Source organism: Streptomyces sp. NPDC057428 (genome assembly GCF_042803195.1).
GTDB lineage: Bacteria > Actinomycetota > Actinomycetes > Streptomycetales > Streptomycetaceae > Streptomyces.
In genome coordinates this window covers 1-20,377 of record NZ_JBHVCT010000026.1, presented here as the reverse complement: position 1 = coordinate 20,377, position 20,377 = coordinate 1, and the positions used below count along the sequence as shown (strand labels likewise).

15 protein-coding genes are annotated in these 20,377 nt (G+C 69.3%); 8 read left to right on the top strand and 7 right to left on the bottom strand.

The features are described 5' to 3' along the window. Nucleotides 1–189 precede the first annotated feature (189 nt). Nucleotides 190–1,956 (bottom strand): proteasome ATPase, encoded by a 1,767-nt coding sequence (gene arc / locus ACFU5K_RS13185; RefSeq protein WP_384060069.1) that lies wholly within the window; start codon nucleotides 1,954–1,956, stop codon nucleotides 190–192. Nucleotides 1,957–2,197: 241 nt separating this feature from the next. On the opposite strand from arc, the gene ACFU5K_RS13180 reads away from it, so the two are divergent. Continuing rightward, nucleotides 2,198–2,509 carry a ferredoxin gene (locus tag ACFU5K_RS13180; protein WP_384060067.1) on the top strand — a complete coding sequence of 104 codons (312 nt, stop codon included), beginning with the start codon at nucleotides 2,198–2,200 and terminating at the stop codon, nucleotides 2,507–2,509. A gap of 170 nt (nucleotides 2,510–2,679) precedes the next feature. Here the strand turns inward: ACFU5K_RS13180 and ACFU5K_RS13175 are convergent, their stop codons facing one another. From ACFU5K_RS13175 to ACFU5K_RS13165, 3 genes are all read right to left on the bottom strand, one after another. Then, entirely contained in the window at nucleotides 2,680–3,276 is a 597-nt protein-coding gene (locus ACFU5K_RS13175) for a hypothetical protein (RefSeq protein ID WP_384060183.1), read from the bottom strand. Nucleotides 3,277–3,490: 214 nt separating this feature from the next. Beyond that, entirely contained in the window at nucleotides 3,491–4,399 is a 909-nt protein-coding gene (locus tag ACFU5K_RS13170; RefSeq protein ID WP_384060064.1) for a tRNA (adenine-N1)-methyltransferase, read from the bottom strand. A gap of 43 nt (nucleotides 4,400–4,442) precedes the next feature. Beyond that, nucleotides 4,443–5,693: a site-2 protease family protein gene (locus ACFU5K_RS13165; RefSeq protein ID WP_384060061.1), complete on the bottom strand. Its 1,251-nt coding sequence runs from the start codon at nucleotides 5,691–5,693 to the stop codon at nucleotides 4,443–4,445. 171 nt (nucleotides 5,694–5,864) lie between these two features. Between ACFU5K_RS13165 and ACFU5K_RS13160 the strand changes: the two genes are divergently transcribed. Both ACFU5K_RS13160 and ACFU5K_RS13155 read left to right on the top strand, forming a co-directional pair. Next, on the top strand, nucleotides 5,865–6,710 hold the full coding sequence (locus ACFU5K_RS13160) for a RecB family exonuclease (RefSeq protein WP_384060181.1): 846 nt from the start codon (nucleotides 5,865–5,867) through the stop codon (nucleotides 6,708–6,710). A 9-nt stretch (nucleotides 6,711–6,719) separates the two neighbouring features. Continuing rightward, a complete protein-coding gene (locus tag ACFU5K_RS13155; protein WP_384060060.1) occupies nucleotides 6,720–7,391 on the top strand; it encodes a response regulator in 672 nt (223 codons plus the stop codon). Nucleotides 7,392–7,476: 85 nt separating this feature from the next. On the opposite strand, the gene ACFU5K_RS13150 is transcribed toward ACFU5K_RS13155, so the two are convergent. The 3 genes from ACFU5K_RS13150 to metH all read right to left on the bottom strand — a co-directional run bounded on the left by ACFU5K_RS13150 (nucleotide 7,477) and on the right by metH (nucleotide 13,786). Beyond that, nucleotides 7,477–9,069 carry an ABC transporter substrate-binding protein gene (locus ACFU5K_RS13150; RefSeq protein WP_384060057.1) on the bottom strand — a complete coding sequence of 531 codons (1,593 nt, stop codon included), beginning with the start codon at nucleotides 9,067–9,069 and terminating at the stop codon, nucleotides 7,477–7,479. Between the two features lie 362 nt (nucleotides 9,070–9,431). Continuing rightward, entirely contained in the window at nucleotides 9,432–10,133 is a 702-nt protein-coding gene (locus ACFU5K_RS13145; RefSeq protein WP_384060054.1) for an HAD family hydrolase, read from the bottom strand. Nucleotides 10,134–10,273: 140 nt separating this feature from the next. After that, entirely contained in the window at nucleotides 10,274–13,786 is a 3,513-nt protein-coding gene (gene metH, locus ACFU5K_RS13140; protein ID WP_384060052.1) for a methionine synthase, read from the bottom strand. A 239-nt stretch (nucleotides 13,787–14,025) separates the two neighbouring features. Here metH and ACFU5K_RS13135 point away from each other — a divergent pair, with 239 nt between their 5' ends. From ACFU5K_RS13135 to ACFU5K_RS13115, 5 genes are all read left to right on the top strand, one after another. Beyond that, complete coding sequence (locus ACFU5K_RS13135) at nucleotides 14,026–14,790, top strand: IclR family transcriptional regulator (protein ID WP_384060049.1); 765 nt, start codon at nucleotides 14,026–14,028, stop codon at nucleotides 14,788–14,790. Between the two features lie 263 nt (nucleotides 14,791–15,053). Further along, nucleotides 15,054–15,845 (top strand): MIP/aquaporin family protein, encoded by a 792-nt coding sequence (locus tag ACFU5K_RS13130; protein WP_384060046.1) that lies wholly within the window; start codon nucleotides 15,054–15,056, stop codon nucleotides 15,843–15,845. 39 nt (nucleotides 15,846–15,884) lie between these two features. Further along, nucleotides 15,885–17,414 carry a glycerol kinase GlpK gene (glpK, locus tag ACFU5K_RS13125; RefSeq protein ID WP_384060044.1) on the top strand — a complete coding sequence of 510 codons (1,530 nt, stop codon included), beginning with the start codon at nucleotides 15,885–15,887 and terminating at the stop codon, nucleotides 17,412–17,414. A 13-nt stretch (nucleotides 17,415–17,427) separates the two neighbouring features. Further along, nucleotides 17,428–19,038, top strand: coding sequence for an FAD-dependent oxidoreductase (locus ACFU5K_RS13120; protein WP_384060041.1), 1,611 nt, complete (start codon nucleotides 17,428–17,430; stop codon nucleotides 19,036–19,038). Between the two features lie 218 nt (nucleotides 19,039–19,256). Then, a complete protein-coding gene (locus tag ACFU5K_RS13115) occupies nucleotides 19,257–20,288 on the top strand; it encodes a PAC2 family protein (protein ID WP_384060040.1) in 1,032 nt (343 codons plus the stop codon). The last annotated feature ends 89 nt before the right edge of the window (nucleotides 20,289–20,377 follow it).

Genomic DNA, 20,377 nt, shown 5'->3' with positions numbered 1-20,377 from the left:
GGCGCTCAAGTACCGCTGCTGGTCCGCGGTGCCCGTCCCCGCACTGCGCGACTCGGCGGTACGTCAGAGCCTAGAGCGCCTCTGCGCCGGTGGGGAGATCAATTGCGTCATTGTTCGGGTGTGGCCTGAGCTGCCTGGAAAACGGCCGGCTGCGGATGCCCTGCCGGGCATCCGCAGCCGGTCTGCGTTTTACAGGTACTGCCCGGTATTTGCCACCGTGTCGATGGAGCGACCGGTGTCTGCGCCCTGCTTTCCGGTGACGAGAGTGCGGATGAAGACGATCCGCTCTCCCTTCTTTCCGGAAATCCTGGCCCAGTCGTCCGGGTTGGTCGTGTTGGGCAGGTCCTCGTTCTCCTTGAACTCGTCCACGCACGCCTGGAGGAGATGGGAGACACGCAGGCCCTTCTGGCCCTGCTCGAGGAATGCCTTGATGGCCATTTTCTTTGCCCGGTCCACGATGTTCTGAATCATCGCTCCGGAGTTGAAGTCCTTGAAGTAGAGGACTTCCTTGTCGCCGTTCGCGTAGGTGACCTCGAGGAAGCGGTTCTCCTCGGATTCCGTGTACATCCGCTCCACGACCGACTGGATCATCGCGTGGGCGGCTGCCTCCTTCGATCCCGTGTGCTCGGCCAGGTCGTCCGAGTGCAGCGGCAGCGAGGGGGTGAGGTACTTCGCGAAGATGTCCTTCGCCGCCTCCGCGTCCGGACGCTCGATCTTGATCTTCACGTCGAGACGGCCGGGCCGCAGGATCGCGGGGTCGATCATGTCCTCACGGTTGGAGGCACCGATGACGATGACGTTCTCCAGGCCCTCCACACCGTCGATCTCGGCGAGCAGCTGCGGGACGATGGTGTTCTCCACGTCCGAGCTGACACCGGAACCACGGGTGCGGAAGAGGGATTCCATCTCGTCGAAGAAGACGATGACGGGGGTACCCTCGCTCGCCTTCTCCCGGGCACGCTGGAAGACGAGGCGGATGTGCCGCTCGGTCTCGCCGACGTACTTGTTGAGGAGCTCGGGGCCCTTGATATTGAGGAAGTAGCTCTTCCCCGCGGGCTGTCCGGTGACCTCGGCGACCTTCTTGGCCAGCGAGTTGGCGACGGCCTTGGCGATGAGTGTCTTGCCGCAGCCGGGAGGGCCGTAGAGCAGGATGCCCTTCGGCGGACGCAGTTCGTGCTCCTTGAAGAGGTCCGGGTGGAGGTACGGGAGCTCGACCGCGTCCCTGATCAGTTCGATCTGGTCACCCAGACCACCGATCTTGTTGTAGTCGATGTCCGGTACCTCTTCGAGGACGAGTTCCTCCACCTCGCTCTTGGGGACCACTTCGTATACGTAGCCGGACCTGGGTTCGAGCAGGAGGGCGTCGCCGGGGCGGATGGTGATGTCCAGGAGAGGCTCGGCGAGCCTCACCACCCGCTCCTCGTCGGTGTGCCCGAGGACCAGGGCGCGTTCGCCGTCCTCGAGGATCTCCTTGAGGGTGACGATGTCCCCGGCCCGCTCGAATTCCATGGCCTCGACCACGTTGAGCGCTTCGTTGAGCATGACTTCCTGGCCACGCCGGAGGCCTTCGACCTCGACACTCGGGCTCACGTTCACCCGGAGCTTGCGGCCCCCGGTGAAGATGTCGCAGGTGTCGTCCTCGTTGGCCTGCAGAAAGACACCGAAGCCTGCCGGTGGCTGGGCCAGCCGGTCGACCTCCTCCTTGAGGGCCACGATCTGGTCGCGGGCCTCGCGGAGCGTGTTGGCGAGCCGCTCGTTCTGAGCGGACACGCCGGCCAGACTGGTCTGCAAGTCGACGATCCGCTCTTCGAGAATCCTCGTATGACGCGGAGAGTCGGCGAGCTTACGTCGCAGGACGGCGATTTCCTGCTCGAGAAAGGCAACCTGGCCGGCTGGGTCTTCCGACCCTCGCCCGGGCCGGATGCCGCGGTTGATGTCGTCGTCGTGGGCTGCCACGGTCCTCACCTCCTCCAAGGGGAGCTGGACGCTTCCTGACCCTACCTGGGTGGGTGATGATTGAAACCCCTAGATCACAAAGACTCGGGAGTCTGTCCGATCTTCACCCTTGCGCTCTCCCTCACGCCAGAGGAATACCCACCCTTCGGCACCGGAAAGCAGCCGGTTGTATCGTCGAAGTGTTCAACACCCGTCAGGGCTGGCTTCAATTGGTGCAGATACGCAGGGAACGGCAGGACACATGACCGTGCAGCAGGACGCTCCGGGAGACACCGGAACCCAGGACCTCGAGGTCTGGATCGACCAGGATCTCTGTACGGGCGACGGCATCTGCGTGCAGTACGCACCCGAGGTGTTCGAGCTGGACATCGACGGCCTGGCGTACGTGAAGAGCCCGCAGGACGAGTTGCTCCAGGACAAGGGAGCCACCACGCCGGTGCCGCTGCCCCTGCTCCAGGACGTGGTGGACTCCGCGAAGGAGTGCCCCGGCGACTGCATTCATGTACGTCGCGTCTCGGACAACGTGGAAGTCTTCGGGCCGGACGCGGACTGACGGCTCAGAGCCTGTCGGGTGGCCTTCGATCGGAAAGTGGGCGCGGTCCGGTGCGTGCGATTCCAAGGCGCCGGAGTGTCCTCGTAGCGGAGCTACTAGGGCATTTCGGCAACGCGGGAAGCGTGCGTGCCGGGGCGTGACCGCCCGATCAGAGGTCACCCGACAGGCTCTCAGGCCGCCCGCGCGCTGCCTCCGGCGGGACCCGAGGACTTGACGAACGCGTTGCCCTTCCACAGCCAGGAGGCGCTCTCGCGCTCGTCGGGGCAGCAGCGTGGTACGTCGGGCGACGAGTAGCCGAGCAGGTTCGCCGAGATCCGGCCGTCGCGTACGGCGAGGTCGGTGACCGCCAGTTTCTGGGCGGGGTCCACCAGGGTCGCCACGACCCGGGGTGCGGCCCCGCTCCGCCGTGTGACGACGTAGACACCGCTGGGAGGGGTGCCGGACCCCGCCGCGCAGTGGACGACCGCCACCGTCTCGGGTCCGCCGTCCCCGTCGAGGTCCCCGGGCGCGCTGTCCGCCACGGTCTGCCCGGCGCCGGCGCAGTCGAGCGGGAAGGTCACGCCTGCCGGATCAGGGGCCTGCGCGGCGGGGGCTCCCTCGTGCCGGGTGGTCGCACCCTGTTCCGACGCGGAGGCCGTGGCGGTGGCCGCATCGGGCTGGAGCAGACCCGCGACGGCGATCACAGCCGCCATCGCCGTGGCCGTGGCGAGCCAGTGCACCGCCCTTGCGTCGGTGTGCGCGAGGTCCGGGAGCGCGGAGGTCTGCACGCGGTATGTCTCCATGTGGTTCCTGGATGCCCGTAGAGGCGTCGCCGAGCGGACCTCGGCGGGCGGGGGTGGCCAGCATCGTGCCACACCTCACACCGCAGCGGAACGACGGGGGGGGTGCCGACGGAACGGCCGGGCCAGGCAGAAGGCGCCGCCGCCGACTCCCCGGAGCAGTCCGGGGAACTCGGCGGCGACGCCTGTGCGTGACGGCAGGTCAGTCGCGGTTCGCGCTTCCGCTGCGGGCTCCGGGGCCGTCGTAGTCGTCGCCGTAGGCGCCCTTGGAGGGGCGGCGGCGGCGCAGCGGCGGCTCGACGCCGTCCGCGAGACGGCGTGCGGTGACGAGGAAGCCGGTGTGGCCGATCATGCGGTGGTCCGGCCGGACGGCCAGGCCCTCCACGTGCCAGTTGCGGACCATCGACTCCCAGGGCTGCGGTTCGGCGAAGCAGCCGATCTCACGGATGGACTCGACGGTCCGCGACAGCTGGGTCGTGGTCGCGACGTACGCGCAGAGGATGCCGCCGGGCACCAGGGCCTTGGAGACGGCCTCGAGGCACTCCCACGGCGCGAGCATGTCCAGGACGACCCGGTCGACGTCGGTGTCCGAGAGGTTGTCCTGGAGATCGCCGACGGTGAGCTCCCAGGCGGGGTGCGGGGAGCCGAAGTAGCGCTCCACGTTCTGCTGGGCGATCTCGGCGAAGTCCTCGCGGCGCTCGTAGGAGTGCAGCATGCCCTGCTCACCGATGGCGCGCAGCAGGAAGGTGCTGAGCGCTCCGGATCCGACCCCCGCCTCCACGACGCGGGCGCCGGGGAAGATGTCGGCGAAGGCCAGGATCTGCCCCGCGTCCTTGGGGTAGACCACGGCGGCACCGCGGGGCATGGACAGGACGTAGTCGGGGAGCAGGGGGCGCAGCGCGAGGTAGGCGACGTTTCCCGTGGTACGGACAACACTGCCCTCGGGAGCACCGATCAGCTCGTCGTGGGGGAAAGAACCCTTGTGGGTGTGAAAGTTCTTTCCGGCCTCGAGCGTGAAGGTGTAGTGGCGTCCCTTGGGGTCGGTGAGCTGGACCTGGTCCCCGACTTTGAATGGGCCGCGACGGCGGGCGGCACCGGTCGGTTCGGACATGCGGTCAGCCTACCCGTAATTCGGCGGTGGCCTTCCGGGGGCCTCAGGACGAGGGGCGGGCCATGGCCCGGACGAACGCGCGCTCCACGTCGGCTGTCGACAGCACGCCGTAGATCTCGCCCGTCTCCTCCATCACCAGGTACTCGGTGGCGGGGGTGGCCTTGAGCCGGTCCAGGAGCGCCTCGCCGGCGAGTTCGGCGGGGACCTTCATGCCGTCGGTGAGGTCCTGGGCCAGGCCGCTGACGGGCACCCAGGGGCGGCGGTGCTCGGGGACTCCGGCGATGGCCGCCTCCCGCACGACGCCCTTGGGGCTGCCCTGTCCGTCGACGACGACCAGGGCGCGGGCGCCGGCCTCGTTGGCGCGGCGGAGCGCCTCGGACAGCGGCGTGGCCGACTCGACGGGGACCGCGCGCCGGGTGAGGGTGCGGGCCCGCAGGTCGGGGAGGTGCTCCCGCAGGCGGGCCATGCGGAGGCTGTTCCCGGCGCCGGTCCAGATGATGCCGGCGAGGATCGCGGCGAGCAGCGCGTCGGTGACCGTCTCCACACCGCCGACGTCGCTGGTGGCGTTGGAGAGGGTGCCGGTGTGGGTGAGCAGGGGCAGGCCGATCAGGACGGTGACGGCGAGCCCCCTGCCGACCCACGCCGCGGCGACGGTGCCACTCATGGGCTTGCCGGTGATCTTCCACACGACGGCGCGGAGCATCCGGCCGCCGTCGAGGGGCAGGCCGGGCAGCAGGTTGAAGGCGGCGACGATGAGGTTGGAGACCATCAGCCCGGCGAGGAGCACTCCGGGGACGGTGCCGGCCTCGACGAACTGCAGCGGGATGTAGAAGATCCCGGCGAGGACGAGCGAGAGCAGAGGCCCCACGAAGGCGAGGACGAACTCGCGCCCCGGCGTCTCCGACTCCTTCTCGATCTCGGATACACCGCCGAAGAACTGGAGCTGGATGCGGCGGACCGGCAGCTTGTAGTGCAGGGCCGCGACGGTGTGGGCGAGCTCGTGGACCAGGACGGATGCGTAGAACGCGATCGCGAAGAAGAGCGCGACCAGATAGCGGGCTCCGCCGAGTCCGGGCAGGACACGGTCGAGCTGGCCACCGAACACCCAGGTGATCAGGGCCGCGACGACGAACCAGCTGGGGGCCACGTACACGGGCACGCCGAAGGGACGGCCCATGAGGAGGCCGCCGCCGGGGTCGGCCGGACGTCGTGGTTTGCCCTTGCCGGGTCCGGTGCCGGGGTCCTCGCCCCCTGCGCCGGGCTGCGGGCGCCCGCTGTCGCCGCTCTCGTCCACTCAGATCCCTTCGGTCGGTGGCTACTGCCACGGTCGTGCTGTGCGCGAGCTCTGTGGTCGATGGTATGCCGGTGGCTGTCGGTGGCGGGCCGTAGGGTCTGCGACATGACGTCCGTACCTCGCCCGCCTTCGCCACCCTCGTCCCTGTCGCCGTCGCGCGCGAGCGATTTCATGCAGTGCCCGCTGCTCTACCGCTTCCGGGTCATCGACAAGCTGCCCGAGAAGCCCAGCGAGGCTGCTACCCGGGGCACGCTGGTGCATGCGGTGCTGGAGCGGCTGTTCGACGCACCGGCCGCGGACCGTACGGCACCGAGGGCCAAGGCCCTGATCCCCGGTCAATGGGACCGGCTGCTCGAGTCGAAGCCCGAGCTGACCGGCCTGTTCGCGGGTGATCCGGAGGGTGAGCGGCTCGCGGGGTGGCTGGGCGAGGCGGAGCGGCTGGTGGAGCGGTGGTTCTCGCTGGAGGACCCGACCCGCCTGGAGCCGGCCGAGCGGGAGCTGTTCGTGGAGACCGAGCTGGATTCGGGGCTGCGGCTGCGCGGGGTGATCGACCGGGTCGACGTGGCCCCCACGGGCGAGGTCCGGATCGTGGACTACAAGACGGGCAAGGCACCGCGGCCGGAGTACGCGGAGGGCGCCCTGTTCCAGATGAAGTTCTACGCCCTGGTCGTCTGGCGCCTGAAGAACGTGGTGCCGCGCCGCCTGCAGCTGGTCTACCTGGGCAGCGGTGACGTGCTGACGTACGACCCGGTGCCGGACGATCTCGAGCGGATGGAGCGGAAACTGCTGGCCCTGTGGGAGGCCATCCGGGTGGCCACGGAGACGGGCGAGTGGCGGCCGAGGCCGACGAAGCTGTGCGGCTGGTGCGACCACCGGGCGGTCTGCCCGGAGTTCGGTGGGACTCCCCCGGTTTATCCGCTGTCGGTCCGCCCGGCGGACCCGGTGGAGGGTGTGCAGGGCAGAATGGAACCGGCCCGGTCCGAGGCCGGACGACCGGTGACCCTCGAAGGCCCTTAAGGAGATTCCGTGGCTATCCGCGTCCTGCTCGTCGACGATCAGCCCCTGTTGCGCACCGGGTTCCGGATGATCCTGGAGGCGGAGGGTGACCTGGCAGTGGTCGGCGAGGCCGGGGACGGACTGCAGGCGATCGACCAGGTGCGGGCGCTGCAGCCCGACGTGGTGCTGATGGATATCCGCATGCCGCGGATGGACGGCGTGGAGGCGACCCGCCAGATCACCGGGCCCGGCCGGGACGGCCCGGCGAAGGTCCTGGTCCTGACGACCTTCGATCTCGACGAGTACGTCGTGGAGGCGCTGCGCGCGGGCGCCAGCGGCTTCCTGCTGAAGGACGCACCAGCAGTCGAGCTGGTGCAGGCCATCCGCGTGGTGGCCGCGGGCGAGGCGATGCTGGCGCCCAGCATCACGCGCCGGCTGCTCGACAAGTACGCCGACCACCTGCCGTCGGGTGAGGAGCCCGCCCCGGGCGCCCTGCACACGCTCACCGAGCGTGAGGTGGAGGTGCTGAAGCTGGTGGCGCGCGGACTGTCCAACGCGGAGATCGCCGCCGACCTGTTCGTGAGCGAGACGACGGTCAAGACGCATGTCGGCCACGTGCTCACGAAGCTGGGACTGCGCGACCGTGTGCAGGCCGCGGTCTACGCCTACGAAAGCGGGCTGGTGCGTCCCGGCGCCCAGTGACGTAGGGAGGCACGTACGGACGAAACCGGTGCGGGCCGGGGGCGACGGGCCCCCGGCCCGCACCGGTCGTCAGGACGGTGTCACGTCAGGAGGTGCCGCGCCCCAGCTCCCAGAGCTGCAGGTCGGCCGAGGAGTTGACGGCGTACTCGACGCCGTTCAGCCCGTCGAGCGAGGCGACGTACTGCTTGCCCTGCCAGATCGGCAGCACGGGGACGTCGGTGGCGACGATGTCCTGGAGCTTCTCGAAGGCCGGGCTCGCGGCGCTGCGGTCGGCCTCACGCCGCGACTGCGGGATGAGCGTGTCCTGGGCCAGGGTCGACCGGTACGGCGAGTTGAGGAAGTTGTTCTTGTCGAGGAACGGCGCCGTGTAGGTGTCGGGGTCCGGAAAGTCGGGGAACCAGCCCATGCCGTAGACGGCGTACTCGCCCTTCTTCTGCTCGGGGCGGTACTTGTCCCAGGGCTTGCCCTCGATGTCGACGTCGAACAGCTGCGTGGCGTTGAGCTGCTTCGCCAGCGCTTCGAACTCGGCCTTGGTGGCGGGCCCGTAGTGGTCCGTCGTGTAGTGCAGCGTGAACTTGACCGGCGTGCTTATGCCGGCCTTGTCCAGGGTCTCCGCGGCCTTCGAGACGTTCGGTTCGCCGTACTTGTCGAAGAACGAGGTGGTGTGGCCGGTGATGCCGGACGGGATCAGCGAGTAGAGCGGCTCGGCGGTGCTGCCGTACACCTTGCTCGCGATGGACCCGCGGTCGATGACCTGGGCCATCGCCTGGCGCACGGCCTTGTCCTTGACCTCGGGAGCCTCGGTGTTGAAGGCGAGGTAGCTGATGGCGAGTCCGGGCATCTCGGTGAGCTTGACGCCCTCCTTCGGCTCCACCAGCAGCTTCTGCGCCTGCTCGGGCGACATGGTCCGCGTCATCATGTCGATCTTCTTGTCGTCGAGCGCCTTGCCCATCGCCGCGGCGTCGGGGAAGAGGTCCAGCTCGACCTTCTGGTTCTTGATCTGCAGGTCACCCTTGTACTTCGGGTTCTTGGTGAAGACCACCTTGACGACCTGGTCGCCCTTGACCTCGGGCTTCATGGTGTACGGGCCGGAGCCGTCGACCTGGAAGCCCTCACGGGGGGACTTCGCCGGGTACTTGTCCTTCGGGACGATGCCGGTCGCCGGCGTCGCGAGCTTGTAGGGGAAGGTCGCGTCCGACGTGCGGAGGTGGAAGACGACCTGGTTCTCGCCCTTGGTCTCGATCGTGTCGATGTTGTCGAGCAGACCGATCGGGCCGCTCTCGTCCTTGATGTCGATGACGCGCTGGATGGAGTACTTCACGTCCTCCGGGGTGACGGGGGTGCCGTCGGCGAAGGTGAGCCCGTCGCGCAGGGTGCAGCGGTAGCTCTCGTTCTCGGTGTCGGTGAAGGAGCAGCTCTCGGCCGCTTCGGGCACCGGCTCGCCGCCGCCGCGCGGAATGTGGGTGAGCGTCTGCACGGTCTGCCGCAGCACGTTCCAGACGCCGGCTTCGTAACCGATCGCCGGGTCGAGCGGCGCCGGGCTGTCCGCCGAGGCGATGAACTGGTCCGTCGTCCCGACCACGATGGTTTCGCCACCCTCGTCCGACCCGCCACAGGCGGCGAGCACGGGCGCGAGCAGGCCCACTACGGCCGGCAGCACCAGCGTCTTGCGGTTCATCTGGGCGTTCTCCCTCATTCCGGCATGTGAGAAAACTGAGATTAGTAGGCCCTGCCAGGGGCACTTGACCGGCTCCGGACAGCCGCGTATTCACTCGGTGATCGCCGATGACCGGCTGTCCATGTCACGCTCGGGAATGTTTCGTACACGACTTCATCAACCGGACTTTTAGGTGTACGAAATGGACAGACGGGTGGGACGGCAAGCGCTTCGATCGCCATTCACGGTGATGCAAATCACGTCCGAACGGCATGTGTCGTATTGGCATGGACCTGATTTTCTCGATTTCGGAAAGCCGGGACCGTACAGATTCGGACCCCGGGATCCTGTCGCATTTCGACGAAATACTCTCGGTGCAAGGGCTATCCCTCTGCCGTGACCAGCCCACGGAGAAATGCCAGATCCACGTGTTCCAGGGAGGGGACGACGACACGCCCCGGCGCGGGCGCGATGGGCGCGACGGACGGGACCGCGACGACACGGCAGCCCGCGGCCTCGGCCGCGGCGACGCCCGTCGCCGTGTCCTCGACGACCGCGCAGCGCCGGGGATCGGCACCGAAACCCGCCGCCGCGGCGAGGTAGGGCTCGGGGTGCGGCTTGGTCCGGGTCACCTCGTCGCCCGCGACCGTGAGTGCGAAGTGGTGGCGGCCCAGCGATTCGAGGACCCGGTCGATGATGCGCCGGTGCGAGGCGGAGACCAGCGCGGTGGGCACCTTGTGCGCCGCGAGCTCGCCCAGCAGCCGTGCGGCGCCGGGCATCAGCGGCACACCGCGGCCGATGCGCTTCTCGAAGCGGTCGTTGAGCAGCACGGTGAGTTCCTCGATGGCGATGTCCGCGCCGGTGGCATCGATGAGGTAGCCGGCGCTGCGTGTCATGGGCCCGCCGACGACCACGTCACGCCACGTCTCCTCCAGACGGTGACCGAGGTCGGCGAAGACCTCGACCTCCACGTCCCACCAGAAACCCTCGGTGTCGACCAGCGTGCCGTCCATGTCGAGCAGAACCGCCTGCAGCGCCGACCCTTCGGTCGTACGGGTCAGGGACGCGGGGACCGTACTGGTCATCCGGCACACCTCCATGAGGGACGAGAAGGCCGGCCGCCTTCCCGGTGGGAACGGCGACCGGCCTGCACTGGACCGACCAGTCTACGACTCGTCCGCGAACGGCGCGCGCAACGGGACGCTACCGCGCGTCGAACTCATGGCTACCTTGCGTTGAAGTACTTCGCCTCGGGGTGGTGGATGACGATGGCGTCCGTGGACTGCTCGGGGTGCAGCTGGAACTCCTCGGAGAGCTTGACCCCGATCCGCTCGGGCTCGAGGAGCTCGGCGATCTTCGCCCGGTCCTCCAGGTCGGGGCAGGCGCCGTAGCCCAGGGAGAAGCGGGCACCTCGGTACTTCAGCGCGAACATGTCCTCGACGTCCGACGGGTCCTCGCCCGCGAAACCGAGCTCGCTGCGGACCCGCGCGTGCCAGTACTCGGCGAGGGCTTCGGCCAGCTGCACGGACAGCCCGTGCAGCTCCAGGTAGTCGCGGTAGGAGTTGGCCTCGAAGAGCTCGGCGGTGGCTCCGCCGATCTTCGAGCCGACGGTGACGACCTGAAGTCCGATCACGTCGGTCTCCCCCGACTCCTCCGGACGGAAGAAGTCCGCGAGGCAGAGACGCCGGCCGCGGCGCTGGCGCGGGAAGGTGAAGCGGGTGCGCTCGGAGCCGTCCTCGTGCAGCAGGATCAGGTCGTCGCCCTTGGACACGCAGGGGAAGTAGCCGTAGACGACGGCGGCTTCGAGCAGGTTCTCGGTGTGGAGCTTGTCGAGCCAACCTCGCAGGTGCGGGCGTCCCTCCCTCTCCACGAGCTCCTCGTACGTCGGTCCGTCGCCGGCGCGGGCCTGCTTGAGGCCCCACTGGCCCTTGAAGAGCGCCCCCTCGTCCAGCCAGGAGGCGTATTCCTTGAGCTGGATGCCCTTGACGACCCGGGTGCCCCAGAAGGGCGGCTCGGGGACCGGGTTGGTGACGGAGACGTCTGAGCGCACGCCCTCCTCGGGCGCCGCCTCCTCCACCGCGGGGGTGTCCCGCTTGGGCACCCTGCGCTGCTTCAGCTCCGGGAGGGCGGCGCCGGGAACACCGCGCTTGACCGCGACGAGGGCGTCCATCAGGCGGAGCCCTTCGAACGCGTCTCGGGCGTAGCGGACCTCGCCCTCGTAGATCTCGTGGAGGTCCTGTTCGACGTAGGCCCGGGTGAGGGCCGCGCCGCCGAGGATCACCGGGTAGTCGGCCGCCAGCTTGCGCTGGTTCAGCTCCTCCAGGTTCTCCTTCATGATCACGGTGGACTTGACGAGCAGACCGGACATGCCGATGACGTCGGCGCGGTGCTCCTGGGCGGCGTCGAGGATCGCGGAGACGGGCTGCTTGATGCCCAGGTTCACGACGTTGAAGCCGTTGTTGGACAGGATGATGTCGACCAGGTTCTTGCCGATGTCGTGGACGTCGCCGCGCACGGTGGCCAGCACGATCGTGCCCTTGCCCTCGTCGTCCGACTTCTCCATGTGCGGCTCGAGGTGGGCCACCGCGGTCTTCATGACCTCGGCGGACTGGAGCACGAAGGGCAGCTGCATCTGGCCGGAACCGAAGAGCTCGCCGACGACCTTCATGCCCGCCAGGAGGGTGTCGTTGACGATCTCGAGTGCGGGCCTGGCCAGCAGCGCCTCGTCGAGGTCGGCCTCCAGGCCGTTCTTCTCCCCGTCGATGATGCGGCGCTGGAGCCGCTCGTCCAGCGGCAGGGCCTTCAGCTCCTCGGCCCTGCCCTGCTTCATCGACTTGGTGTTGACGCCCTCGAAGAGCTCCATGAGCCGCTGCAGGGGGTCGTACCCCTGCGCCCGGCGGTCGTGGATCAGGTCGAGCGCGACCTTGACCTGCTCCTCCTCCAGCCGGGCGATCGGCAGGATCTTGGAGGCGTGCACGATCGCCGAGTCGAGACCGGCCTTGACGCACTCGTCCAGGAACACGGAGTTCAGCACGATGCGGGCGGCCGGGTTCAGGCCGAAGGAGATGTTGGACAGCCCCAGCGTCGTCTGCACGTCGGGGTGACGCCGCTTCAGCTCACGGATCGCGCCGATCGTGGCGATGCCGTCCTTGCGGGACTCCTCCTGGCCGGTGCAGATCGTGAAGGTCAGACAGTCGATCAGGAGGTCCGACTCGTGGAATCCCCAGGTGGTGGTGAGGTCCTCGATCAGCCGCTCGGCGATGGCGACCTTGTGCTCGACGGTGCGGGCCTGGCCCTCCTCGTCGATGGTCAGCGCGATGAGCGCCGCCCCGTGTTCGGCGGCAAGCGCGCTGACCTGTGCGAAGCGTGACTCGGGGCCGTCCCCGTCCTCGTAGTTGACGGAGTTGAGCACGGCGCGGCCGCCGAGCTTCTCCAGGCCCGCACGCAGGACCGGCAGTTCGGTGGAGTCGAGGACGATCGGCAGGGTGGAGGCGGTGGCGAAGCGGCCGGCCAGTTCCTCCATGTCGGCGACGCCGTCGCGGCCCACGTAGTCGACGCAGAGGTCGAGCATGTGCGCGCCCTCCCGGATCTGGTCGCGGGCCATCTCCACGCAGTCGTCCCAGCGCGCTTCGAGCATGGCCTCGCGGAACTTCTTGGATCCGTTGGCGTTCGTGCGCTCGCCGATGGCCAGGTACGAGGTGTCCTGGCGGAACGGGACGGTCTGGTAGAGCGAGGCCGCGCCGGGCTCGGGTCGCGGCTCGCGGGCCGACGGAGCCGCGCCGCGCACGCGCTCGACGAGCCGGCGCAGGTGTTCCGGCGTCGTGCCGCAGCAGCCGCCGACGAGGGACAGGCCGTACTCCCGGACGAAGGTCTCCTGGGCGTCGGCAAGCCCCTCTGCGTCGAGCGGGAAGTGCGCGCCCTCCTTCGTGAGCACCGGCAGACCGGCGTTCGGCATGCAGAGGAGCGGGATGCGGGAGTGGCGCGTGAGATAGCGCAGGTGCTCGCTCATCTCGGCGGGGCCGGTCGAGCAGTTCAGGCCGATCATGTCGACGCCGAGCGGTTCGAGAGCGGTCAGCGCGGCACCGATCTCGGAGCCGAGCAGCATGGTGCCGGTGGTCTCGAAGGCGAGCGAGCACAGCACCAGGAGGTCGCTGCCGGTGGCCTCGAGGGCGCGCCGGGCCCCGAGCACGGCCGCCTTGGTCTGGAGCAGGTCCTGCGTGGTCTCGATGATGAGCGCGTCGGCGCCGCCGGCGATCAGGCCCTCGGCGTTCTGCTGGAAGCCGTCGCGCAGGACCGTGTAGGGCGCGTGGCCGAGCGTCGGCAGCTTGGTGCCGGGGCCGATGGAACCGAGCACCCAGCGCTGCTGTCCGGTGGACTCGGTGAAACGGTCGGCGACCTCGCGGGCGATGCGGGCGCCCGATTCGGACAGCTCGTGGATCCGGCCGGGGATGTCGTACTCGCCCAGGGCGGAGGCATTGGCTCCGAACGTGTTGGTCTCGACGCAGTCGACGCCGACGGCGAAGTACTCCTCGTGAACCGACCGGACGATGTCGGGGCGCGTGACGTTCAGGATCTCGTTGCATCCTTCGAGGTTCTGGAAGTCCTCGAGTGTCGGGTCCTGGGCCTGGAGCATGGTGCCCATGGCACCGTCGGCCACCACCACCCGGGTGGCGAGCGCCTCGCGGAGCGCTGCGGCGCGGGTCCGGCTGTCAGCTGAGGGGGTCGGCAACGAGGCCATGGATGTTCTCCCTGGGATGCGACGGCTGTCGGCTTTGCGCCCATCTGCGGAGAGGGCACGCCGCCAGCGTAGCCGGGCGGTACCCGGGGCGGTCGCCGCGTCCCACGGGACGGACTGCATGCTGTGCGGTGAGCGGGCCCGCTCACCGGGTGACGGAGAATGTTCGCGCGACCGGACAGAGGTCGACATCGACCGATAGTGTTCAGCATTGTCGAACCGAGGTGGAGGAGTACGGCGCGATGGCGAAGAACATCCAGTCGCTCGAGCGGGCAGCCGCGATGCTGCGTCTGCTGGCAGGCGGCGAGCGTCGGCTCGGGCTGTCCGACATCTCGTCCGCACTGGGCCTGGCCAAAGGCACCGCGCACGGCATCCTGCGCACCCTTCAACACGAGGGCTTCGTCGAGCAGGACGCCGCGTCCGGCCGCTACCAGCTGGGCGCCGAGCTGCTGCGCCTGGGCAACAGCTACCTCGACGTGCACGAACTGCGCGCCAGAGCACTGGTGTGGACCGACGACCTGGCCCGGTCGAGCGGGGAGAGCGTCCACCTGGGCGTGCTCCACCAGCACGGCGTCCTGATCGTCCACCACGTCTTCCGGCCGGACGACAGTCGGCAGGTACTGGAGGTCGGCGCCATGCAGCCGCTGCACTCCACCGCCTTGGGCAAGGTGATCGCGGCGTACGACCCCGTCGCGCACAGTGAGGCCACCGAGGTCGAGCGCAGGTCATTCACGTCCCGCACCGTCACCGGGGACGAGGATTTCGAGTCGATGCTCGACCTGATCCGGGCCCAGGGCTGGGCGGCGGACGTGGAGGAGACCTGGGAGGGCGTGGCCGCGGTGGCGGCCCCCGTGCACGACCGGCGCAGGATGCCTGTCGGCGCCGTAGCGGTGACCGGGGCCGTCGAGCGGGTCTGCGTGGGCGGCGAACTGCGCCCCGAGCTCGTCGCAGCCGTCCGGGACTGCGCCCGCGCCGTCTCCCGGGACCTGGGCGCCGGACGCTTCTGAGCTCGCCCCGCGGCGTCGGTAACGATCGAGTCGCGCGTCACACACCCCTTGACTCACTCGCCGTCGGGGAGAAGCATTGCCGCTCACCGGTCGGCATTGCCGAACACCTAACGGCAATACGCGTTAAAGTGTGACAGTGCCGAGGGCCGGTCAAGCCCTACAGGTGACGTAGCCGCCGTAAGACGGATACCCACCTGGGGCGCGATCCACCGGAGGGACCCGGTGTTTCGCCTTCCCCTGGACGAAGGACAAAGGAGTCGCGGGTGTCCAGCTCCGACATCTTCATCGGCGAGACCATCGGTACCGCCATACTCATCCTGCTCGGCGGCGGTGTCTGTGCCGCCGTCACTCTCAAGCGATCCAAGGCGCAGAACGCCGGCTGGCTGGCCATCACCTTCGGGTGGGGCTTCGCCGTGCTGACCGGCGCCTACATAGCCTCCGGCGTGTCCGGAGCCCACCTCAATCCGGCCGTCACGATCGCCCTCGCGATCCAGGGGGGCACCCCCTGGAGCGACGTGCCCCTGTATCTCGTCTCGCAGCTGCTCGGGGCCATGATCGGTGCCGTACTCGTCTGGGCCGTCTACTACGGACAGTTCCACGCGCACCTCACCGACCCCGAGATCATGCGGAGCCAGCCGGCCGAGGAGGGTCTGGTCGACCAGAAGTCGGCACCGAAGGCCGGCCCCGTGCTCGGCGTCTTCAGCACGGGCCCGGAGATCCGCAACGGCCTGCAGAACGTGGTCACGGAGATCATCGCCACCTTCGTGCTGATCCTGGCCATCCTGACCCAGGGCCTCAACGGCGAGGGCAACGGCCTCGGCGTTCTCGGCGCGCTGATCACCTCGCTGGTGGTCGTCGGAATCGGCCTCTCGCTCGGTGGTCCGACCGGCTACGCAATCAACCCGGTGCGCGACCTCGGTCCGCGGATCGTGCACGCGTTGCTGCCGCTTCCGAACAAGGGCGGTTCGGACTGGGGCTACGCCTGGGTACCGGTGGTAGGACCGCTCATCGGGGCCGCGCTCGCGGGCGGTCTCTACAACCTCGCCTTCGCCTGAGCCAGACCCGCACACCACACAGACTTCCGGGAGCACACCGTGACCGACTCACACACCACCGGGCCGTTCATCGCGGCCATCGACCAGGGCACCACGTCCAGCCGCTGCATCGTCTTCGACAAGGACGGCCGCATCGTCTCCGTGGACCAGAAGGAGCACGAACAGATCTTCCCCAAGCCGGGCTGGGTCGAGCACGACGCGACGGAGATCTGGGAGAACGTCCAGGAGGTGGTCGCAGGAGCGATCGTCAAGGCCGGCATCACCTCCGCCGACGTCAAGGCGATCGGCATCACCAACCAGCGCGAGACCACCCTGCTCTGGGACAAGAACACCGGTGAGCCCGTCCACAACGCCCTCGTCTGGCAGGACACCCGCACCGACGCGCTCTGCCGGGAGCTCGGCCGAAACGTCGGCCAGGACCGCTTCCGCCGCGAGACCGGACTGCCGCTCGCGTCGTACTTCGCGGGCCCGAAGGTCCGCTGGCTACTCGACAACGTCGAGGGGCTGCGCGAGCGCGCCGAGCGGGGCGACATCCTCTTCGGCACCATGGACTCCTGGGTCATCTGGAACCTGACCGGCGGCACCGACGGCGGCGTCCACGTCACCGACGTCACCAACGCCTCACGCACCCTCCTGATGAACCTGCACACCATGGAGTGGGACGACAAGATCGTCCAGTCGCTGGAGATCCCGTCCGCCGTCCTGCCGGAGATCCGGTCCTCCGCCGAGGTGTACGGCAACGCCAAGGGCGGCGTCCTCGACGGCGTCCCGGTCGCCTCCGCACTCGGCGACCAGCAGGCCGCGCTGTTCGGCCAGACGTGTTTCGCCCAGGGCGAGGCCAAGTCCACGTACGGCACCGGCACCTTCATGCTGATGAACACCGGCCACACCCCGGTGAACTCGTACAACGGGCTGCTGACGACCGTCGGGTACCGGATCGGCGACCAGAAGCCGGTGTACGCCCTCGAAGGCTCCATCGCCGTCACCGGTTCGCTGGTGCAGTGGATGCGCGACCAGATGGGCCTGATCAAGTCCGCGGCGGAGATCGAGACGCTCGCCTCGTCCGTCGAGGACAACGGCGGCGCGTACTTCGTGCCCGCCTTCTCCGGCCTGTTCGCGCCGTACTGGCGTCCCGACGCCCGCGGCGTCATCGCCGGCCTCACCCGTTACGTCACCAAGGCGCACATCGCCCGTGCCGTGCTCGAGGCCACCGCCTGGCAGACACGCGAGATCAGCGACGCCATGACCAAGGACTCCGGCGTCGAGCTGACCGCACTCAAGGTCGACGGCGGAATGACCTCCAACAACCTGCTGATGCAGACCCTCTCCGACTTCCTGGACGCGCCCGTGGTGCGCCCCATGGTCGCCGAGACCACCTGCCTCGGCGCCGCCTACGCCGCCGGTCTCGCCGTCGGCTTCTGGCCGGACACCGACGCGCTGCGCGCCAACTGGCGCCGGGCCGCCGAGTGGACACCCCGCATGGACGCGGCCACCCGTGACCGCGAATACAAGAGCTGGCTCAAGGCCGTCGAACGGACCATGGGCTGGATCGAGGACGAAGAGAGCTAGAGGAGCAAACAAAATGACCACCCTGCAGAGCGTCCCCGCCCTCGGGACGCATCCGGCCTCCGGCTCCCTCCCGAGCCGCGCCGAGACCCGGGAGCGGCTTTCCAAGGCGACGTACGACCTCCTGGTGATCGGCGGCGGCATCCTGGGCATCTCCACCGCCTGGCATGCGGCGCAGTCCGGACTGCGGGTGGCCCTGGTGGACGCCGGCGACTTCGCCGGCGCCACCTCGTCCGCCTCGTCCAAGCTGCTCCACGGCGGTCTGCGCTACCTGCAGACCGGCGCGGTGAAGCTGGTCGCCGAGAACCACTTCGAGCGGCGCGCCGTCTCGCGTCAGGTCGCCCCCCACCTGGCCAACCCGCTCACCTTCTACCTGCCGGTCTACAAGGGCGGCCCGCACGGCGCCGCGAAGCTCGGCGCGGGCGTCTTCGCCTACTCGGCGCTGTCCGCCTTCGGTGACGGTGTCGGCCACGTGATCAGCCCGGCCCGCGCCCAGCGCGACGTGCCGGAGCTGCGCACCGACAACCTGAAGGCCGTCGCGGTCTACGGCGACGACCAGATGAACGACGCCCGGATGGCGCTGATGACCGTCCGTGCGGCGGTCGACGCCGGGGCCGAGGTCCTCAACCACGCCGCCGTCACCGGGCTGCGCTTCACCAGGGGCCGGGTCACCGGCGCCGAGCTGAAGGACCGCCAGGACGGCACGGAGTTCGGCATCGACGCCCGGCTGGTGCTCAACGCCACCGGGCCCTGGGTCGACCACCTGCGGAAGCTGGAGGACCCGAACGCGGCGCCCTCCATACGCCTGTCCAAGGGCGCGCACCTGGTCCTCAAGCGCACCCGCCCGTGGAGGGCCGCGCTGGCGACCCCGATCGACAAGTACCGCATCACGTTCGCCCTGCCGTGGGAGGACATGCTTCTGCTCGGCACCACGGACGAGGAGTACGAGGGTGACCCGGCCGATGTCGCGGTCACCGAGAAGGACACGGCTCAGATCCTCGACGAGGCGGCCTTCTCGGTCCGGGACCAGCAGCTGTCCCGGGATCTGATCACCTACTCCTTCGCGGGCCTGCGGGTGCTGCCGGGCGGGCCAGGGGACACGTCGAAGGCGAAGCGCGAGACGGTCGTGACCGAGGGCCGCGGCGGCATGCTGTCGGTCGCCGGCGGCAAGTGGACCACGTTCCGCCACATCGGCCGTACGGTGATGAACAAGCTGGCCGAGCTCCCCGGGCACCCCTTGGCCGAGGACATGGAGCCGATGGCACGCCTGCCGAGGAAGATGCCGCTGCCCGGCATCGCGAACCCGAACGCGGTCGCCCACCGGCTGCTGGCAGGCGGCGGGACGCCGGGGGCGCGGATGTCCGCCGACACCGCGCGGCACCTCGCGACCCACTACGGTTCGCTCTCCTTCGACATCGCGCGGATGGCGGACGAGGACCCGGCACTCGCCGAGCGGATCCACCCCGACGCCCCGGAGATCTGGGCGCAGGTGGCCTACGCGCGCGACCGTGAGTGGGCCGAGACCGCGGACGACGTGCTGCGGCGCCGGACGACGCTGACGATCCGCGGACTCGCGACCGACGACATCCGGACGCGGGTCGAGGACATGCTGGGCGACGGACGCTGACGGTACGGCACACGGCAGGGGCGGTCTCCCGGGACGGGGGCCGCCCCTGCCGTGTGCCGGGCCTGTCGCGGCTGCGCGTCCCCGGGGAACACCGTCGGAACCCTCATCCGAATCAAGGAGTGGCACGGTTCGCCGCCGCATGCAAACGGGCTGCGGCACAGGGGGCCGGAAGTCGTAAGGTTGGTCCGTACACAAGGGAACTTGGGAAGGAGGCCTGGGTGATCGAGCTCGAGGGGGTACCCGAGCTGATCGACCCGGTCATGGTGGCCGCGTTCGAGGGCTGGAACGACGCCGGTGACGCAGCCTCCACCGCGGTCGGCCATCTGGACCGGGAATGGAAGGGCGAGGTCTTCGCGGCGCTCGACGCCGAGGACTACTACGACTTCCAGGTCAATCGCCCCACGGTGTGGCTGGACGGTGGTTCACGCAAGATCACCTGGCCCACCACGCGGCTCTCCGTGGTCAGGATCGGCGGGGACAAACCCCGGGATCTGGTGCTGGTCCGAGGCATCGAACCCTCCATGCGCTGGCGCTCGTTCTGCAACGAGATCCTCGGCTTCGCGCATGAGCTCGGTGTCGAGATGGTCGTGATCCTGGGGGCGCTGCTGGGTGACACCCCGCACACGCGGCCGGTGCCCGTCAGCGGTGTCACATCGGACCCGGACCTGGCCAGGACGATGGACCTGGAGGAGACCAGATACGAGGGCCCGACCGGCATCGTGGGCATCCTCCAGGAGGCCTGTACGCACGCGGGCGTGCCCGCGGTGAGTCTGTGGGCGGCGGTGCCCCACTACGTGTCGCAGCCGCCGAACCCGAAGGCGACGCTGGCGCTCCTGAACAGGCTCGAGGATCTGCTCGGACTGCGGATCCCGCTGGGCGAGCTGCCCGAGGACGCCCGCGCCTGGCAGCTCGGCGTCGATCAGCTGGCCTCCGAGGACAGCGAGGTCGCCGAGTACGTCCAGACCCTGGAGGAGGCACGGGACACCGCGGAACTCCCGGAGGCGTCCGGCGAGGCCATCGCCCGGGAGTTCGAGCGGTATCTGCGGCGCAGGGACGTCGGGGGACCTGGTCAGGCGCCCGGCGGGCACGCCACGGAGAGCGGTGACGCGCCCTACCTGCGGGACACCTCCGGCGGGCGTACACGGCCGCCCAAGCCGCAGCGCCCTGACAAGGGGCGGCCCAAGGACGGTGACGGGGGCACACCGGGCGACCCGCCGGCCGGACCGGACGAGGATCCCTCGGACGGCTGACCGCAGCCGTCCCGGCCGGGTCGGGCGACACCGCGCCCGGCGGCACGGACAGGAGAACGGCCCCGGGCCCCGCGATCTCTCGCGGGGCC

Excerpts from the sequence above, each read along its gene's own strand:
- ACFU5K_RS13135 (WP_384060049.1), top strand. The coding sequence starts at position 14,026 with ATGGCGAAGAACATCCAGTCGCTCGAGCGGGCAGCCGCGATGCTGCGT.
- ACFU5K_RS13170 (WP_384060064.1), bottom strand. The coding sequence starts at position 4,399 with ATGTCCGAACCGACCGGTGCCGCCCGCCGTCGCGGCCCATTCAAAGTC.
- ACFU5K_RS13180 (WP_384060067.1), top strand. The coding sequence starts at position 2,198 with ATGACCGTGCAGCAGGACGCTCCGGGAGACACCGGAACCCAGGACCTC.
- ACFU5K_RS13160 (WP_384060181.1), top strand. The coding sequence starts at position 5,865 with ATGCAGTGCCCGCTGCTCTACCGCTTCCGGGTCATCGACAAGCTGCCC.
- ACFU5K_RS13150 (WP_384060057.1), bottom strand. The coding sequence starts at position 9,069 with ATGAACCGCAAGACGCTGGTGCTGCCGGCCGTAGTGGGCCTGCTCGCG.
- ACFU5K_RS13145 (WP_384060054.1), bottom strand. The coding sequence starts at position 10,133 with ATGACCAGTACGGTCCCCGCGTCCCTGACCCGTACGACCGAAGGGTCG.
- metH (WP_384060052.1), bottom strand. The coding sequence starts at position 13,786 with ATGGCCTCGTTGCCGACCCCCTCAGCTGACAGCCGGACCCGCGCCGCA.
- ACFU5K_RS13120 (WP_384060041.1), top strand. The coding sequence starts at position 17,428 with ATGACCACCCTGCAGAGCGTCCCCGCCCTCGGGACGCATCCGGCCTCC.